The sequence below is a fragment of the Nonomuraea sp. NPDC049028 genome (assembly GCF_043197735.1).
Lineage (GTDB): Bacteria > Actinomycetota > Actinomycetes > Streptosporangiales > Streptosporangiaceae > Nonomuraea.
Genome location: NZ_JBICTR010000002.1, coordinates 21284 through 38078 on the forward strand (window position 1 = coordinate 21284; position 16795 = coordinate 38078).

14 protein-coding genes and 1 pseudogene are annotated in these 16795 nt (G+C 71.2%); 10 read left to right on the forward strand and 5 right to left on the reverse strand.

Annotated features, from left to right (window positions below; translation table 11 throughout):
- The first annotated feature begins 97 nt into the window (after window positions 1-97).
- From ACGFJ2_RS06410 to ACGFJ2_RS06420, 3 genes are read left to right on the forward strand one after another with little or no spacing between them, the layout of a single operon-like run.
- Window positions 98-832, forward strand: coding sequence for an ABC transporter ATP-binding protein (locus tag ACGFJ2_RS06410; RefSeq protein ID WP_393465386.1), 735 nt, complete (start codon window positions 98-100; stop codon window positions 830-832).
- A 5-nt stretch (window positions 833-837) separates the two neighbouring features.
- The gene (locus ACGFJ2_RS06415) at window positions 838-3261 is read left to right on the forward strand and encodes an FtsX-like permease family protein (protein ID WP_393465389.1); all 2424 of its coding nucleotides are present in this window, start codon (window positions 838-840) and stop codon (window positions 3259-3261) included.
- 20 nt (window positions 3262-3281) lie between these two features.
- Complete coding sequence (locus ACGFJ2_RS06420; RefSeq protein ID WP_393465392.1) at window positions 3282-4022, forward strand: DUF2071 domain-containing protein; 741 nt, start codon at window positions 3282-3284, stop codon at window positions 4020-4022.
- Window positions 4023-4127: 105 nt separating this feature from the next.
- Here the strand turns inward: ACGFJ2_RS06420 and fusA are convergent, their stop codons facing one another.
- Both fusA and ACGFJ2_RS06430 read right to left on the reverse strand, forming a co-directional pair.
- The gene (gene fusA / locus ACGFJ2_RS06425; protein WP_393465395.1) at window positions 4128-6185 is read right to left on the reverse strand and encodes an elongation factor G; all 2058 of its coding nucleotides are present in this window, start codon (window positions 6183-6185) and stop codon (window positions 4128-4130) included.
- Window positions 6186-6280: 95 nt separating this feature from the next.
- Entirely contained in the window at window positions 6281-6406 is a 126-nt protein-coding gene (locus ACGFJ2_RS06430) for a hypothetical protein (protein ID WP_357949273.1), read from the reverse strand.
- A gap of 89 nt (window positions 6407-6495) precedes the next feature.
- Between ACGFJ2_RS06430 and ACGFJ2_RS06435 the strand changes: the two are divergent.
- From ACGFJ2_RS06435 to ACGFJ2_RS06465, 7 genes and pseudogenes are all read left to right on the forward strand, one after another.
- Window positions 6496-7011: pseudogene (locus tag ACGFJ2_RS06435) on the forward strand (protein kinase); the annotation flags it as partial.
- Between the two features lie 76 nt (window positions 7012-7087).
- Window positions 7088-7972 (forward strand): hypothetical protein, encoded by an 885-nt coding sequence (locus ACGFJ2_RS06440; RefSeq protein ID WP_393467025.1) that lies wholly within the window; start codon window positions 7088-7090, stop codon window positions 7970-7972.
- Between the two features lie 150 nt (window positions 7973-8122).
- Window positions 8123-8263, forward strand: a complete 141-nt coding sequence (locus ACGFJ2_RS06445; RefSeq protein ID WP_357949276.1) for a hypothetical protein — start codon at window positions 8123-8125, stop codon at window positions 8261-8263.
- A 60-nt stretch (window positions 8264-8323) separates the two neighbouring features.
- On the forward strand, window positions 8324-8722 hold the full coding sequence (locus ACGFJ2_RS06450; RefSeq protein WP_393465399.1) for a hypothetical protein: 399 nt from the start codon (window positions 8324-8326) through the stop codon (window positions 8720-8722).
- 165 nt (window positions 8723-8887) lie between these two features.
- Window positions 8888-11965, forward strand: a complete 3078-nt coding sequence (locus ACGFJ2_RS06455) for a BTAD domain-containing putative transcriptional regulator (RefSeq protein ID WP_393465402.1) — start codon at window positions 8888-8890, stop codon at window positions 11963-11965.
- Between the two features lie 80 nt (window positions 11966-12045).
- Entirely contained in the window at window positions 12046-12645 is a 600-nt protein-coding gene (locus ACGFJ2_RS06460) for a hypothetical protein (protein WP_393465405.1), read from the forward strand.
- Window positions 12629-13165: an OmpA family protein gene (locus ACGFJ2_RS06465; protein WP_357949287.1), complete on the forward strand. Its 537-nt coding sequence runs from the start codon at window positions 12629-12631 to the stop codon at window positions 13163-13165. Before ACGFJ2_RS06460 ends, ACGFJ2_RS06465 begins: the two co-directional genes overlap by 17 nt.
- A 55-nt stretch (window positions 13166-13220) precedes the next feature.
- Here the strand turns inward: ACGFJ2_RS06465 and ACGFJ2_RS06470 are convergent, their stop codons facing one another.
- The 3 genes from ACGFJ2_RS06470 to ACGFJ2_RS06480 are packed head-to-tail and all read right to left on the reverse strand — an operon-like array spanning window position 13221 to window position 16738.
- Entirely contained in the window at window positions 13221-14183 is a 963-nt protein-coding gene (locus ACGFJ2_RS06470; protein ID WP_393465408.1) for an ArsR/SmtB family transcription factor, read from the reverse strand.
- A gap of 44 nt (window positions 14184-14227) precedes the next feature.
- On the reverse strand, window positions 14228-15292 hold the full coding sequence (locus ACGFJ2_RS06475) for a S1C family serine protease (RefSeq protein WP_393465411.1): 1065 nt from the start codon (window positions 15290-15292) through the stop codon (window positions 14228-14230).
- 18 nt (window positions 15293-15310) lie between these two features.
- Complete coding sequence (locus ACGFJ2_RS06480) at window positions 15311-16738, reverse strand: AMP-binding protein (protein ID WP_393465414.1); 1428 nt, start codon at window positions 16736-16738, stop codon at window positions 15311-15313.
- Window positions 16739-16795 lie beyond the last annotated feature (57 nt).

Consider the following 16795-nt stretch of genomic DNA (forward strand, 5'->3'; position numbering starts at 1 on the left):
GGGATATGTCTACCAGTGTCCGGATCATGATGAGGTCATGGTGCAGGCGTGATCGCGTCTCTGGTCCACGCCGTACCTGGTCAGCAGGCTGAGAGTCATGACAGACGTGCTGCGCTTGGACGCGGTGAGCAAGGTGTACGGCAAGGGGCAGGGCGCGGTCGCGGCCCTGCGCGAGGTGTCGATAGGCATTCCCCGGGGGAGTTTCACCGCGGTCATGGGCCCTTCGGGCTCGGGCAAGAGCACGTTCCTGTACTGCGCGGCGGGGTTGGACGTGCCGTCCTCGGGGTCGGTACGGCTCGGCGGCACCGAACTGGCCGGGATGGACGAGACCGCGCTGACCGAGCTGCGCAGGCAGCGGATCGGCTTCGTGTTCCAGGCGTTCAACCTGGTCTCGGCGCTCACCGTGATCGAGAACATCACCCTGCCGCTGCGCCTGGCGGGCGTACGGGTGGACCGGGCATGGCTCGACGAGGTCGTGTCCAAGGTGGGCCTGACGGGACGGACGGGCCACCGGCCCGCGCAGCTGTCCGGTGGCCAGCAGCAGCGGGTGGCCATCGCCAGGGCGCTGGTCACCCGGCCGCAGGTCGTGTTCGGTGACGAGCCGACCGGCGCGCTGGACACGATGACCGCCCGTGACGTGCTGACGCTGCTGCGGGAGATCGTGGACGGGACGGGACAGACGGTGGTGATGGTCACCCACGACCCGGTGGCCGCCTCGTACGCCGACGCGGTGCTGTTCCTGGCCGACGGCAGGATCGTGGACTCCGTCGCGGCGCCCACCTCGGAGCAGGTCGCCGAGCGGATGACCAGGCTGGGAGCGTGGGTGCGTTGAGCTCCATGATCTTTGTGGCCCTGAAGACGCTCCGGCACCGCAAGGCCGCCTTCGCCGGGGCGTTCGTCGCCCTGTTCTGCGCCGCCGCGCTGGTCTGCGCCTGCGGCATGCTGCTGGAGACGGGACTGCGCGGCAGCGTGGCGCCCGAACGCTACGCGGGCGCCCCGGTGATCGTCAGCGGGGACCGGTTCGCCCGCCAGACGGTCCGCGCCTCCGAGACGAAGACCAAGACCAAGGCCAAGCAGCTGTCCGAGCGGGCCTGGGTGCCCGCGTCCCTGGCCGACCGGTTGCGCCGGATCCCCGGAGTGTCGCGGGTGGTCGCCGAGGTGACCTTCCCCGCCTACGTCGCGGGCCGCCGGTTCCAGGGGCACGGCTGGGAGTCGGCGGCGCTCACTCCGTACACATTGCGCACGGGACGTGAGCCCAGGGCGGCGGAAGAGGTGGTCGTGGAGGCCGCGTCAGGGCTCTCCGTGGGCGCGCGCGTGCCCGTGCGGACGGCGGCCGGGGACAGGACGTACCTGGTCACCGGTGTCACCGCCCAGGACCTGCCGAGCCAGGACACGCTGTTCTTCGCACCCGTCGACGCGCGGCGCCTGGCGGGACGGCCGGGGCAGGTGGCCGCGATCGGCGTCTTTCCCCAGGTGAATGTGTCCGGGGTGGTCAAGGGCGCGCTCGCCTACACCGGGGACGAGCGCGGTGCCGTGGAGTTCCTGGACGCCGAGCAGTCGCGGGTGAAGCTGATCAGCCTGGGCGGCGCGCTCGGCGGGACCTCGCTGCTGGTGGCGATCCTCGTCGTGGTCGGCACGTTCGCGCTGTCCATCCAGCAACGCCAGCGGGAGATCGCCCTGCTCAGGGCCGTCGCCGCCACTCCCCGCCAGGTGCGCGGGATGCTCGGTGGCGAGGCGCTGCTGGTCGGCGTGGTGGCCGGGACACTCGGCTCGGCGGCCGGGGTCGGGCTGGGATTCTGGTTGCGGTCCAGGTTCGTCGCGCTGGGCGCGATGCCGGACAACCTGCGGCTAATGGTCAGTCCGTTTCCGCTGCTCGCCGCGCTGGGCGCGGCCGTGGTGGCGGCCTGGGCGGCGGCTTACCTCTCGGCTCGGCGTGCCGTACGGATCCGCCCGGTGGAGGCACTCGGCGAGGCGGAGTTGCCGACGGCGCGCATCCCCTTGGGCAGAATGATCGCCGGTTTGTTGTGCGGGGCAGGCGGCGTCGCGCTGACGCTGGTGCTGTCGGCCCTGTCGAGCGAGGCGGCCTCCGGCCCGGTCACCCTGCTCACCGCGCTGGTGTGGACGGTCACCGTGGCCCTGCTCGGCCCGGTGCTCGCGCAGGTGGCGACCGCCCTGCTCGGGGTGCCGCTGCGCGCGGCCCGGACGAGCGGGTACCTGGCCGCCGCCGGCCTGCGGGCCACGTCCAAGCGGCTGAGCTCGGTCGTCACGCCGCTCAGCCTGATGGTGGCGATGACCTGCACGATCCTGTTCGTACAGACGACCATGGGGTACGCGGCCCAGGAGCAGGCGACGGCGGGCACCAGAGCGGAGCACGTCCTCGGCCCGCACGTACCCTCCGGCACGGCGGCGGTCGTCCGGCGGCTTCCGGGCGTCGAGGCGGTCACCGAAGTGCTGCGTACCTCCGTACGGGTGGGCCTGGACAAGTACGGCGCTCAAGCCGTGACCGCCGATGGGCTCGGCAGGACCATGGACCTGGGAGTGGTCTCCGGTTCGCTCGACGACCTCGACGACGACTCCGTCGCGGTCAGCCGGACGGCGGCCGAGCGGCTCGGCGTCTCGGCGGGCGCGAAGATCAACCTGACCCTGGGTGACGGCACCCCCGTCGAGCTGCGCGTCGTCGCGATCTACTCGCGCGGGCTGGGATTCGGCGAACTCACGCTCTCCCACGCGCTGGTGGCCGGGCACGTGGACGACCCGCTCGGGACCGTGCTGGTCGCGGCCCCATCGGTGACGCGGGCGGACCTGGAACGGGCCGTGCCGGGGGTCGGCGTACTGGACCGGGCCGCCTCGTCTTCGGTCGGCAGGGCCAACGGTGAGGTGAACTACGTGGCGATGGGGCTGATCATCGCGTTCACGGCGATCGCCGTGGTCAACACCATCGCCATGTCCACCTCGTCGAGGTCGCGGGAACTCGCCCTGCTGCGCCTGGTCGGCACCACCCGGCGGCAGGTGCTGCGGATGCTGAGGCTGGAGACTCTGGCGGCGGTCGTCGTCGCGGTGACCATCGGGACGGTGATCGCGCTGGTCACGCTGTCGGCGTTCAGCCTGGGGATGACCGGGTCGATCGTGCCGCACATCCCACTGCTCACCTACCTCGCGGTGATCGCCGCCGCGACCGGCCTCGCCCTGCTGGCCACGGCGTTGCCCGGCCGCCTCGTCCTCGGCCGGCGGCCGGTCGAGCTGATCGGGGCGCGTGACTGAGGCGTGGTTAGCCTTTGGGCATGAGCTTCGTCGGTACGCCCCGGCCGCGGCCGCGCTGGTTCCACGCGCGGACGGAGCTGGAGGATTTCGCGATCGTCAGCTACCGGGTGGACGCCGACGCGCTCGCCCGGCACCTGCCCGAGGGGTTCGTCCCGATGAGGATGGACGACGGTCCCGGAGCCCTGGTCTCCGCCGTCGCCTTCCGGGACCGGGACTTCCACTTCCGGTTCCTCCCGTCGGTGGGGATCGACTGCGGGCAGATCAACTACCGTGCCTACGTCACCGCGTACGGCAAGGCGGGCGTCTGGTTCTTCGGCACCAGCCTGGATCACCCGGTCGTCGCGATCCCGCAGCATCTGTGGGGCATGCCGTGGCGTCGCGATCGCATCCGCATCGAGGCGGACTGGGACGCCGACCCGGCCCGCTGGCGGCTGGTGGCCGGGGACGCCCGCTGCGAGGCGGTCGAGCTGGCCGAGCCCCTCACCCGGCTGGCCGGGTTCACGGACGAGCCGGACTGGCTGGAACGGCTCACCCATCCGACCCAGGGCTGGTACCGGCGGCGCGACGGGCGGGTGGGTGTCCACAGCATCTGGCATCCGCCGATGCGTCCCCGGTATCTCGTCGCCGGCTCCGCGCGCTTTCCGGTCTTCGAACGGCTCGGGCTGATCACGCCGGACGCCGCGCCGCACTCGGTTCTGGCTCAGGCGCGGTTGAGCTTCGACATCCACACCCCGCCGCGCCGCTTCCGCCCGGGAACGTAGGTCCGGATGGCCCCGTCCGAGTACGGACGGGGCCATCGTCTACCGGGACGGCCTCGGAGCGGTGGACGTTACCGGTGGCGGCCCCGGGAGCCGGAGCGCCGTCGTCTACCGGGACGGCCTCGGGACCGGGGCGTAGCCGGCGGCCCGGGTGGTGAAGGTGCCCCGGCCCTGCGTCCGGCTACGCAGCCGGGTCGCGTACCCGAACACCTCGGCCAGGGGCACGGTCGCGGTGATCACCACGGTGCCCGCCCGCGCGGTCGAGCCCGAGATCCGGCCGCGCCGGGCCGCCAGGTCGCCGAGCACCCCGCCGGCCGCGTCGTCCGGCACCGTGGCCGTGACCTCGACCACCGGCTCCAGCAGCACCAGGAGGCTGGCGCGCAGTGCCTCGCGCAGCCCGAGCCGGCCGGCCGTACGGAACGCCATCTCCGAGGAGTCCTTGGGATGGGTGGCCCCGTCGGTCAGGGTGATCCGCAGGCCGGTCACCGGGTGGCCGCCGAGCGGTCCGTCTGCCAGGGCGTCCCGGCAGCCGGCCTCCACCGCCCGGACGTACTCGCGCGGCACCCGTCCGCCGACGACGGTCGAGTGGAACACCACGCCGTCGGCGACGTCCAGCGGATCCACATCGAGGACGATGTGCGCGAACTGCCCCGCCCCGCCGTCCTGCTTGACGTGCCGGTACAGGAACCCGGAAACTCCGCGCTCGACCGTCTCCCGGTGAGCCACCTGAGGCCGGCCGATGGCGACCTCCAGCCCGTGGGCGCGCCGGATCTTCTCCGCCGCGACCTCCAGATGCAGCTCGCCCAGCCCCGACAGCACCGTCTGACCGGTCTCGGCGTCGGTGCGTACCACCAGCGAAGGGTCCTCCTCCACCAGCCGGGCCAGCGCCGACGTCAACCGGTCGGTCTCGGTGCTCCTGCGGGCCTCGACCGCCACCGAGACCACCGGATCGGCCACGGTCGGCGGTTCGAGGAGCAGCGGCGCCGCAGGCGCGCACAGCGTGGCGCCGGTGCGGGCCGCCTTCAGCCCGACCACCGCGACGATGTCCCCGGCCGCCGCCCGGTCCACCTCGGTGTGCCGGTCGGCCTGCACCCGCAGGATCCGGCCGATCCGCTCGGTGCGCCCCGCGCCGGTGTCCAGCACCGCGTCTCCTCTCCGCATCGTTCCCGAGTACACCCGCAGGTACGTCAGCCGGCCGGTGGCGGTCGACTGCACCTTGAACACCAGCGCGGCGAACGGCGCCGCCGGGTCGGCGGCGCGCTCCTGCTCGGTGCCGTCATGCGTGCCGCGTACCGCCGGCACGTCCAGCGGCGAGGGCAGGTAGGCCACGGCGGCGTCGAGGAGCGGTTCGATGCCGCGGTTGCGGTACGCCGATCCGCACAACACCACCACCCCCTCACCGGTACGGGTCAGGTCGCGCAGCGCGGCGGCGAGAGTCCGCTCGGAGATCGCCGACTCCGCGCAGAACTCCTCCAACGCGAATGGATGCAGCTCGGCCACCGCCTCCTCGAGCAGCCGGCGGCGCCGGTGCGCCTCTTCCCGCAGGCCGTCCGGAATCGGGCCCTCCTCGACCGGGTCACCACTGCCGGGCCAGGCCAGTGCCCGCATGCTCAGCAGATCGACCACTCCGGTGAAGCCGTCCTCCCGCCCGATCGGCAGGTGGAGCACCAGCGGGACCACGCGCAACCGCTCGCGGATCGACTCGACCGCCGTGTCGAGGTCGGCACCGGCACGGTCCAGCTTGTTGACGAAGGCGATGCGCGGCACCCCGTACCGGTCGGCCTGCCGCCACACCGACTCGCTCTGCGGTTCGACGCCCGCGACGCCGTCGAACACCGCGATCGCGCCGTCGAGCACCCGCAGCGAGCGCTCGACCTCGTCGGAGAAGTCGACGTGTCCCGGGGTGTCGATCAGATTGATCCGATGGCCGTCCCAGGAGCAGCTCACGGCCGCGGCGAAGATGGTGATGCCACGGTCGCGCTCCTGGGAGTCGAAGTCGGTGATGGTCGTGCCGTCGTGTACCTCGCCGCGTTTGTAGGTGGCGCCGGTGAGGTACAGGATCCGCTCGGTGATGGTGGTCTTGCCGGCGTCGACGTGGGCGAGGATGCCCAGGTTGCGGACGGCGTTCAGCGAGTCGGTGTGATGACGGTGCAGTTCGGTACGCACGGCCTCATGGCCCTTCGGGACGCTTCAGACAGGACAGCGCGATTCCCGGACGAACACCGCCCGATGTTTGTTCGATTCCGAAAGGAAAGGGCTGATCAGGTGTTCGTCAGAGACGTCCAGTGTCGGCCGCGCAGCCGACGCCGGGCGGACGAAGACACCAGGATCACCTCGTAGCGAGACGTGGGGATGACCGAGGCGGTGCTGTTGCTGGTGCTGTGCACGGTCGGCTCCCCTCACTCGTCAATGCGCGCCACGTTTCCGGGCGAGTGTACTGAAACGGCCATAAGCGGAAAACCGATTTAAGCGGGAAATGTCGGTGTTCTCCGGCGCTGGTGTGAGGGCGGACGTTAGCCTGGGCGCGGCTTTGGGGGATCATCCGATCTTAGCGGGGTGGACGGTGACGGTTCCTCGTGCGCTGGGTTTCAAGGAGCCGGAACGCATCGGTGACCATCGGATCTCAGCGGTGCTGGGGGAGGGTGGCCAGGGCACGGTCTATCTCGGGCAGTCACCGGGGCAGGCGCCGGTGGCCATCAAGGTGCTGCACTCCCGGCTGGCGGCCGATCCCGAGATCCGGCGCCGGTTCCTGCGCGAGGCGGAGGTGGCGGCGAGCGTCGCCGCCTTCTGTACGGCCCGGGTCATCGGCACGGGGATGGTGGACGAACGGCCGTACATCATCAGCGAGTACGTACCAGGGCCCTCGCTCGACGCGCTGGTCAAGAACGACGGGCCGCGTACCGGCAGCGGGCTGGAGCGGCTGGCGGTCAGTACGCTGACCGCGCTGGCCTCGATCCACCGGGCCGGGATCGTGCACCGTGACTTCAAACCGGGCAACGTGATCCTCGGGCCGGAGGGGCCGGTGGTGATCGACTTCGGCATCGCCCGCGGCCGCGCAGGCGGGTCCGATGGGCGCCGTCCAGGCGGGCCCGATGGGCGGAGCGGCGTTCCAGCCCGTCGGCCGGGGCCCGGAGCGCGGACCGGCCTCGCTGTCCAGCGGGGACCCGGAGCGCGGGGCGACCTCGCCGTCGGGCAGGGCCGTACATCCCAGGTCATCCCGGAAGCGTCCGCGAGGGGCGGTGATCGCGGTGGCCGCCGTGCTCACGGCGGCGGCCGTGACGGCTGCGGTGCTGGTCGTGCCGCACTGGCTCAGCGGCTCGGGCGGCGGACAGCCGACTGGGCCCTTCGACCTCGCGACGTTCTCGCACCTCGATGTCGCCGACCAGTTCGGCAAGGACACCTCCCAGCAGTACGCCACTTTCCAGCCGAACAACAATGAGGCCATGCCCGCGATCAGGGCCGGGGGCGGCCGGTTCACCGGGACCGGATCGGCGCCGTTCTTCGGCCTGGCCGCCGGGGAGAGCGGCCTGCCACCCGCCGGTGCGGCCGTCAGCGTGCTGACGGCGGGCACGTTCGCGAACACCGGGCAGCCGGAGGACAGCCTTTTCGTGGGGTGGGTGAAAAACGGCAATAGCTTTGTGACCGCCTGGTACAACAACACCCGCAAGGAATCGGGGCTCGAAGTCCAGATGGAGGGCGCTTTCGTCAGCGTCCCGGGCTCGACGCCACTGACTCTCAAGCAGGGCGACCGCTTCGCCCTGATGCTGTCCGGCGACAGAATCACCTCCTACGCCGAGAGCGGCGGGAAATGGCGCCGGCTGGGCACCGGCTCCATCGGTGACATGCTCGCGACGCCGCAGGCGCGGCAGCAGTATCGGTACGGCTTCGGCCTGCGCGGCTCGACCGGCTCGATCGCCATCGCCCGTACGGAAGGCCGCAGCGCCCAGGACTAGGTCGGCTGTCATTCCGAAATGTTCATTCTTTTGCGCTGAATGCTTTAGAGAAAGCTGAATTCGGTAAAGAAACCCGCCATTCTTGGTTTGGCCGACTGAGCTGCCTGACATTATTTGTCACCATCGCTGTCAGGTGTTAGTTTGTCGGCCGTGGAAAGGGATTCGGAACGCTCGGGGGAACGGCCCGACCCGCCGAAACGGCTGCTGGCCGTCGGCCTGGTGCTGGTCGGGGTGGTGTTCCTCATACTCACCGCATTGACGACATTTCTCATGGTCGCGGGCCCGGACTGACCCAGCCTTGGAGGTGGGCGACCTCGGGAATGTGCGCTGACCCTGGCTAGGGTGTCTGCGATGAGTGGCGAGCGGGTCATAGGCGGGTACACGCTGCGGCGGGTGCTCGGCCGGGGTGGCATGGGTGAGGTTCATCTCGCCGGCACGCCCACCGGTGGACTGGCCGCCATCAAAGTGATCCATCCCGAGCTGGCCCGCGATCCCGCGTTCCGGCGGCGGTTCGAGCGCGAGGTGGCCGCGGCTCGCCGGGTGGCCAGATTCTGTACGGCTCCGGTGCTGGATGCCGGGATGGATGGGGATGTCGCCTATCTCGTCACCGAATACGCAAAAGGGCCGGATCTGGCGAAGGCCGTACGGGAACAGGGGCCCTTGTCCGGGTCCGACCTGGAAGCGCTGGCGATGGGCATCGCGACCGCGCTCGGTGCGATTCATGGCGCCGGGGTCGTGAGTTCGGGGTGAGCGGCTCGGGGCGGGTCACGATCGTCAAGCGCCGTAGCGTCCGATGCGAGTGATCCGTTGGGGCCGGGGGCGGCCGGGGTCCAGGTGGCTCCGGACGCCGGGGAGGCGCTGCGCGTACGCTTCGAGTCGTTCGCCATCGACCGCACGAAGGACTAAGCCCCACAAATGCCGAAATTCCCGGCGCTGCCCGGCGAAGAGGGGCGCGGTCCCCTCCGGTTCCGGCTGCTGGGACCACTGCGACTCGAAAGCGGCCCGGACCCGGAGCCGGGACCACCGTCTGTACCGGGCGCTGGGCCGCAGCCGCTGCCGGGCTCTGGGCCGGGGCCGGCGAAGCATCGGGCGGTGTTGGCCGCGCTGTTGGTCTCCGCCGGGCGGGTGGTGCCGATCGAGCGGCTGATGGTCGTGGTCTGGGACGACCGGCCGCCGGCCTCTGCGGAGTCGGTGATACGGGTGTACATCAGCGCGCTGCGCAAGCTCGTCGACGGCATCAGGACCGTGCCCGGTGGCTACCTGATCGAGGTGGATCCGGATGCGGTCGACTGCCATCGGTTCGAGCGGCTCGTCGGTGAGGCCAGGCGGGCGAGGGAGGCGGGCAGGGTCGCAGCGGCGGCCGAGGGGTTCCGGGCGGCGCTGGCGCTGTGGCGAGGGGACGCCATGGCCGATATCGAGTCCTCATACCTGCGCAGAACGCACGCCGTACCCCTGGAAGAGCTCCGCCTGACCGCGCTCGAAGAACGTGTGGAGCTGGACCTGCGGCTGGGCAGGGGCGGTGAGGTGGTCGGCGAGCTGCGGGCGCTCGTCGGCGCGTACCCGCTGCGCGAGCGGGTCTGGGCGCGCCTGCTCGACGCGCTGCGCCAGGCCGGGCGGCGGGCGGAGGCGCTGGCGGCCTACCAGGAGGCGCGCCGGATGCTGGTGGACGAGCTCGGCTTGGAACCGGGCACCGAACTGGTCGAGGCACATCGGCGCGCGCTGTCGAGCGAGGGACCGCAGCAGCGTGTACCGGTGAAGAGCGAAGCACCGCCGGATATTTCGGACTTCACAGGGCGCCGGGCTGTTCTCGACTGGATCGTCGCCCGGGTGCCTGCGCCAGGAGGCGCCCCCGTGCACCTCGTCCTACATGGGCCGCCGGGGTGCGGTAAGTCCGCCGTGGCTGTTCGCGCCGCGACCATGATCGACCTCCCGGACGGTCGTCTCTACGCGTCACTCCGCGACCGGCCGCCCGGCGCCGTGCTGGAGGACCTGCTCCGGTCCCTGGAGTGTCCCGACGGGGCCGTGCCTGCCGCGTTCGAGGAGCGTGTGCGGCTATATCGCGGCATGACGGCGACCCGCAGCCTGCTCGTGGTGCTCGACGACGCCACGGAGGAGGCCCAGGTACGCCCGCTGCTCCCCACCGGTCCGGGCAGCCTGACGCTGGTGACCAGTCGTTCCCCGTTGGCGGGGCTGGAGGCGGCCAGGGCGTACGAGCTGGGGGTGTTCGAACCCGGCGAGGCCGTGGCCATGCTCGCCGAGGTGGTGGGGCGCGAACGGGTCGGCGCCGAGCCTGAGGCCGCAGACCGGATTGTGCGGCTCTGCGGTGGTCTGCCGCTGGCCCTGCGCATCGCCGGATCCCGCCTGGCCAGGAAGCCGGGCTGGACCCTCGACCATCTGGCCGGACGGCTGGGCGATGAGCGGCGCCGATTGGACGAGCTGAGCGCGGGCGACCTGGCCGTACGCGGCAGCCTGGCGCTCGGCTACCACGGGCTTGCCGACTCCGAACGGCGACTGCTGCGCAGGCTGGGCGCGCTGTCCGCGCCCGACTTCGCGTCCTGGGCGCTCGGTGCAGAGCTGGAACCGCTGGCCGAGGCGGGGCTGCTCCAGTCGCTCGGCTTGGATGAGTCCGGCGGTGAGCGGTACGGCTGGCACGACCTGACCCGGCTGTACGCCGCCGAACGCCTGACCGTCGAGGACGGAGGCCCCGCAGCGGTACTGGCCGGGATCGCGGGCGAGATCCTCGACCGCACCCGCCACGCGAGGACGGCCCTCCTCCCCGCCGAACCCGGCTCAGGCCGCACCCTGACCCACACCGACCACCAGGCGCAGGCGACCGGTCCGGGGTGGCCGGGCGAGCAGGCGCTGGGGTCCGGTCCGGGCGGAGCAAGAGACCGAGGGCTGGACGCCCATCCGCGTGGGCTGGACGCCCGCCCCGGTTGGGTGGGGGAGCGTGGGCTGGATGTTGGTTCGGGTTGGGCGGGTGAGCCGGGTCTCGGCGTGGCGGGTGGGTGGGGGCTGACAGGTGGGTGGGCGTTGGAGACCGGGCGGTTGCGGGCCGACGCTCGGTGGCTGAGTGCCGAACGTCGATTCCTCGTGGCGACCGTGGGCGACTTCTACCGGGCCGGTCTGTACGAGGCGGCCTGGCGGCTGGCCTTCTATCTGACTCCGCTGTTCGAGCTGGGCGCGCATCACGACGACTGGCACGTCACCACTGCCACCGGCCTGGACGCGGCGCGGGCGGCCGGGCATCGGGAGGGTGAGGCGCTGCTGTTGCGTGCTCTGGCCGATCTGCATCGGGTGGAAGGCCGTCCTGAGTCGGCCGCCGCCGCGCTGAGGGCCGCTCAGCCGCTGGTCGAGGGCCTGGAGCTGGCTCGGATCATGCTGCGGCTCGGTCTGGTGGAGCGGCGGCCGGCCGAGGCGGAACGCGCGCTGGCCAGGTGCCTGCACGTCTTCGAGGAGGCCGCTGACCGGCGCGGCACGGCCGACGCGCTCCGGGCGTTGGGCGTCGTACGCGGAGATCTGGGGTTGGTGGATCGCAGCCTGGAGGCGTACGAGGAGTTGGGCGACCCGCGCGGCGCCGCCGAAGCCCTGCTCGACCTGGCCCGGCTGCACCTCGGCGCCCATCGCTACGCGCGGGCCCGCGACTGTGCCGAGCGGCGGATAAGGATCAACCGGCGCCTGGGCGACCGGCTGCCGGAGGCGGCCGGGCTGCTCGTGCTGGCCGACATCGCCAGTGCCGAGGGAGACTCGGAGGCGGCGGCCAGGCTGGCGAGCCAGGCCGAGGTGATGTTCACGGCTCACGGTGACCGGAGAAACGCGTCAAGAGCCCTGATTGTCCTTATAAAAGCGCACCTTGACCTTGATGAGATCGATGCTGCGGTTGAGGGGCTTGCGCGTGTTATGGGAGAGTCTGACAGCTTCGGTGAGCCCCCGAGTGCCGAGGTCGAGCTTCTGGCGCAAGAGCTGCACAGGCGTCGTGGCCTGGGGATTTAGCCCACTATGCGGATTCTGAAGGTCGCCCGGCTACCTTCGGGGCCACGAGTTCCACCCCTACCGGCGAAAGTGATCAGAACATGCGGAAGACGATCGCGCTGGCTGTCACGGCCGTCGCGTTGACCGGCTGCGGGATGCTCCCTGGCCAGCAGGGCGGCGGCGGCGAGGAGCAGACGGGGCAGACCGCGCAGGCCGCGCAGCCCGAGCGGGCCGCCACCACGGGGAGCGCACCGGCCGAAGCCCAGCCGACCACGCCCGCGCAGGAGGCCAAGGTGATCGCGAGCCGGGAGGTCAAGGTCGGGGCGGGCGGTCAGTACGGCAAGGCTCGCGTCGACATCACCGCGCTCAAGCGGCAGGGCAGGACGATCAGCCTCAACTGGACCGTCACCGCCACCGATGGCAAGGTCAACCTGCACAACGGCATGGGCGGCGGCACGCTCGATTTCACGGTGTCGGCCGTCTCCCTGATCGATCCGGTCAACGCCAAGCGCTACCGCGTCGCCCGCAACGGTACGGGCGAAGACGCGAAGTGCGTCTGCTCGGGCACCCAGGGGCAGTTCCTGGACAGCGGCGACGCCTCCACGCTCTACGCGGTGTTCGCCGCCCCGCCCCCGGACGTCACGAAGATCAATGTCGAGATGCCGATGATGGGCGTGTTCACCGATGTTCCGATCTCTTAGCGTCGCGCTGGCCCTGTTGCTTTCGCCGACCCCCGCTCCGCCCGCCGACGCCACCGGCCCGGTGGAGGATCTGGTGCTTCCCGTTGAGGACATCATCGGCGAGGTCGAGTCGCTCGACGGCACCGAGAGCGAGACCAAGCAGGGCGAGCAGGTCACGGTCGCGCTCACCAGCGATGTGCTGTTCGCGGTGGACAAGTGGGTGCTGACCGCCGCGGCGAAACAGCGGCTCAGGGAAGTGGCGCGCAAGATCGACGCGGAGGGCGCCGGGGGCGTCGTGAAGGTCGAGGGGCACACCGACGACCAGGGCTCCGACGCCTACAACGTCAGGCTGTCGCAGCGCCGGGCGCAGGCCGTACAGCAGGCCATGCGCGCCATGCTGACCGGCGGCAACGCGAACCTCCAGGCGAAGGGGTACGGCGAGAGCCGCCCGAAGGTGCCCAACATCGTCGACGGCAAGCCCGTCGCCCAGAACCGGGCGAAAAACCGCCGCGTCGAGCTCGTCTTCAACGTCAAGCAGTGAGCCCGGCCAAGCCCATGCGGTCAGCCCGGTCAAAGCAAGTGAGCTCGGCCAAAGATCAGGTGGTGAGCTGGGCCAGGCCGTCCCCCATCGGGGTGCGACTGTAGAGGACCGACCGGCCGCTGCGCGTACGCGAGACCAGGCCCGCCCGGCGCAACACGGCCAGATGACCGCCCACCCCGCCAAGCGTCATCGACAGCTGGGCGACCAGCTGGCTGGTGCTGGCCGGGCTGTCGAGCGCCGTCAGCACCGCCGCCCGGCCCCGGCCGAGCAGCGCGACCAGGCCGTCGGCGGCGGGTGAGCCCCGCTCCCAGAGCGCGGCGACGCCGTGCGCGGGGTAGGTCAGGCCGTACGCGCGCGGTGGATCGAGGTAGACGTACCTGGCGCCGAACGCGTTCGGCATCAGCACCACGCCCACCCCACCGAGCCGGTGGGAGGCGCCGCGGACCTTGCCGAGCAGGATGCGCTCCTCCTTCAGCTCCATGTCGATGCCGAGGCGGCCGAACACCTCCATCCAGCCGTACACCACGAGCCGCCCGGCCCGTTGCACGATGTCGCGCTCCAGCAGGGCGCGCAGCCGGGGCCAGTCGGGGGCGAGCAGCTCGGTCCAGAGCGCTTCGAGAGCGTCGGCGACCCGTTCGGCGGCGTCGGGAACGTCCAGCGCCGGATCGACCGGCCGGTCCCGGTGGCTGAGCCGGAAGTCGGCGGCGACCCGGTCGGCGGGCATGCGCCGGACGGCGGCCACCTCCCGCTCGAACGTGGTGTCCACGCCGTCGGGCGGCACGCAGTAGAAGTCGGGGGCGTAGTCGGTCACCCGGTGCAGCCGGATCAGCGCGCGCAGCACCGGGCTGGCCGCCAGCAGCCGCTGGTAGCGGTCGCGCACGCGGGCCGTCCAGATGGGCAGGCCGGGCGGCACGTTCTGGCCGCTCAGCACGTTGAGCGCGCCGACGACCTGGCTCATGGGCGACAGACCGAACCTGACCTTCGCCAGATCCTCGGGCGTGCACTCCAGATGAGCCATCCGTCCCACCTCCCGATGAAAAGAACGGTCATCTTAATGCGGTGTCAGTCGCCCGGCAGGACGCCCAAGGTCACCGTGATCGTCGTGGTCGAGCCATTGAGCCTGACGACTCCCACCTTGGCCTGCTTCCCCGGCTGGAGCGTGCTCAGCGCCTCGGCCAGCGTGGCCATCGACAACGTCTCCCGGCCGTTGAGGGAGATGATCACGTCCCCCGGCTTGATGCCCGCCTTGGCGGCCGCGCTGCCCTTGTCGACCTTGACCACGGCGACCCCGGCGGCCTGGCCGTCCTCTATGGCCGTAGTGCCCCTGATGCCGAGCGCGGCCCGGTGGCTGTTGGTGACCTTGCCGTTGCGGATGATCTGAGTGGCTATGTCCTTGGCGGTGTTGCTCGGGATCGCGAACCCGATGCCGGGCGCGGCCCCGCCGCCGAGGTCCGGGTCCGTCGCGGCGAGTGTCGGGATGCCGATGACCTGCCCGGACAGGTCGATGAGGCCGCCGCCGCTGTTGCCAGGGTTGATCGCGGCCGACGTCTGGATGGCGCCGGTGATCGTGGCGCCGGGCGAGTCGGGATCCTGCGGCTCGGTCACGGTACGGCCCAGCGCCGAGACGATCCCCTGGGTGACGCTGCCCGACAGCCCCAGCGGGTTGCCCATGGCGAGCACCACCTGGCCGACCCGGAGCTTCGACGAGTCGCCGAACCTGGCCGGTGTCAGCCCCTTCGGGTCGTCCACCTTGATGACCGCCAGGTCGCCGCCGCCGAAGCTCTTGACGAGCCGGGCGCTGTGCGACTTGCTGCCCGTGGCCAGTGTCACGGTCATCTGTTTCGCGCCGCCCACGACGTGCGCGTTGGTCAGGATGTGTCCCGCTGAGTCGTACACGATGCCCGAGCCGAGCACCTCATCGGTGGTGATCTGCACGATCGACGGGAGCGCCTGCTTGATGACGCGCTCGTAGGACGCTTCCAATGGCGGCGCGGACTCCTGGGCGGCGGGCGTCTGGGAAGACGGCCAGGCGGTGGGCGTCGTCGAGCGGGCCGCATGGATGGCCGACGGTCCTGAGCAGGCGACCAGCAGCGTGGCGGCGACGATCGCGACGACGGCCTTGCTCATGCAGAGCTACTGCCCCGGTCAACTGGAAAGATACGCCTCGCGGACGTTTCGTCTGCTCAGCTTGCCGGTGGGCGTACGCGGCAGGGCGTCGCGGAACTCGATGACGCGCGGATGCTTGAGTTTGGCCAGTCGCGGCGCGCAGTGCCGCATCAGCTCGGCGGTGAGCTTGCCGGTGTCGGCTCCCTCGGCGGGCTGGACGAGCGCGACGACCCGCTGACCCCACTCGGGGTCGGGCACGCCGATCACCGCGACGTCGGTCACGGAGGGGTGTTCGAGCAGCACCGCCTCGATCTCGGCGGGGTAGATGTTGACGCCGCCGGAGATGATCAGGTCGGTCCTGCGGTCGAGCAGGAACAGGTAGCCCTCATCGTCCAGGTAGCCGATGTCGCCGGGCGTGTACGCGGGTCCGCGCATGGCGGCGGCCGTCTTGCCGGGGTCGCCGTGGTACTCGAAGCGGTTCACGCCGCCGATGTAGACCAGGCCCGGCTCCCCGGGCGCCACCTCCTCGCCCTCGTCGCTCACGATCGTGAACGTCATGCCGTCGAGCGCCCTGCCGACCGTGCCCGGCCTGGCCAGCCACTCCCGCGACGACACCATGGTGGCCACGGCCGCCTCGGTGGAGCCGTAGTACTCCCACAGCACCGGCCCGAGCCAGTCGATCATGGCCTGCTTGGTCGCGGGCGGGCACGGCGCCGCGCCGTGGTAGAGGTGCGTCAGCGATGAGAGGTCGTACTTCTCCCGATCCGGTACGGCCAGCAGCCGGTGGAACATCGTGGGCACCATGAACGCGTTCGTCACCCGATGCCGCTCCACCAGCCGCAGGGTCTCGGCGGCGTCGAACCGCTCCGGCGCCACGATCGAGTGCCCGAGCTGCAGCGCCATCATCGCCTGCCCGTACGGCGCCGAGTGGTACAGCTGCGAGCACACCAGATGCACCCCGCCGACCGGCAGCCCGAAATGCCGCCAGCTCTTGCGCATGAGGATCGGGTACAGCTCCTCGGGCGTCAGGGGGAGCAGCCGCCGGCGCACGCCCTTGGGCCGCCCCGTCGTGCCGGAGGTGTAGAGCATCATCGACCCGGCCCGCCGGTGCTCCGGCGCGGTGTCCGGCTGACCGGCCACCAGCTCGCCGACGGTGAGCGCGGCGGGGGAGACCACGACCTTCGCGCCGCAGTCGGCCACGATGTAGGCGATCTCCTCGTCGGTGAAATGCCAGTTGACCGGTACGAGGTAGACGCCGATCTGGTACGTCGCGAGCATCATGGTCAGGGCGTCCAGCCCGTTCCTGAGCACGGTCACCACCGAGTCGCCCGGCGCCACTCCGCGCGCGGTCAGGCCGTGGGAGACCTGGTTGGCGCGGGCCAGCAACTCCCCGTACGTCGCGCCGTCCGGGCCCAGCAGGGCGGGACGCTCGGCGTCGGCGGCGGCTATCTCGTAAAAACCCCTCATGCTCGCGACGATACAGAACTAGATTCTGGCGAGCGAATAGCGGAATTATCCCGCTCC

Excerpts from the sequence above, each read along its gene's own strand:
- ACGFJ2_RS06415 (WP_393465389.1), top strand. The coding sequence starts at position 838 with ATGATCTTTGTGGCCCTGAAGACGCTCCGGCACCGCAAGGCCGCCTTC.
- ACGFJ2_RS06475 (WP_393465411.1), bottom strand. The coding sequence starts at position 15,292 with ATGAGCAAGGCCGTCGTCGCGATCGTCGCCGCCACGCTGCTGGTCGCC.
- ACGFJ2_RS06460 (WP_393465405.1), top strand. The coding sequence starts at position 12,046 with ATGCGGAAGACGATCGCGCTGGCTGTCACGGCCGTCGCGTTGACCGGC.
- ACGFJ2_RS06480 (WP_393465414.1), bottom strand. The coding sequence starts at position 16,738 with ATGAGGGGTTTTTACGAGATAGCCGCCGCCGACGCCGAGCGTCCCGCC.
- ACGFJ2_RS06440 (WP_393467025.1), top strand. The coding sequence starts at position 7,088 with ATGGGCGCCGTCCAGGCGGGCCCGATGGGCGGAGCGGCGTTCCAGCCC.
- ACGFJ2_RS06455 (WP_393465402.1), top strand. The coding sequence starts at position 8,888 with ATGCCGAAATTCCCGGCGCTGCCCGGCGAAGAGGGGCGCGGTCCCCTC.
- ACGFJ2_RS06410 (WP_393465386.1), top strand. The coding sequence starts at position 98 with ATGACAGACGTGCTGCGCTTGGACGCGGTGAGCAAGGTGTACGGCAAG.
- ACGFJ2_RS06420 (WP_393465392.1), top strand. The coding sequence starts at position 3,282 with ATGAGCTTCGTCGGTACGCCCCGGCCGCGGCCGCGCTGGTTCCACGCG.
- ACGFJ2_RS06450 (WP_393465399.1), top strand. The coding sequence starts at position 8,324 with ATGAGTGGCGAGCGGGTCATAGGCGGGTACACGCTGCGGCGGGTGCTC.
- ACGFJ2_RS06470 (WP_393465408.1), bottom strand. The coding sequence starts at position 14,183 with ATGGCTCATCTGGAGTGCACGCCCGAGGATCTGGCGAAGGTCAGGTTC.
- ACGFJ2_RS06465 (WP_357949287.1), top strand. The coding sequence starts at position 12,629 with ATGTTCCGATCTCTTAGCGTCGCGCTGGCCCTGTTGCTTTCGCCGACC.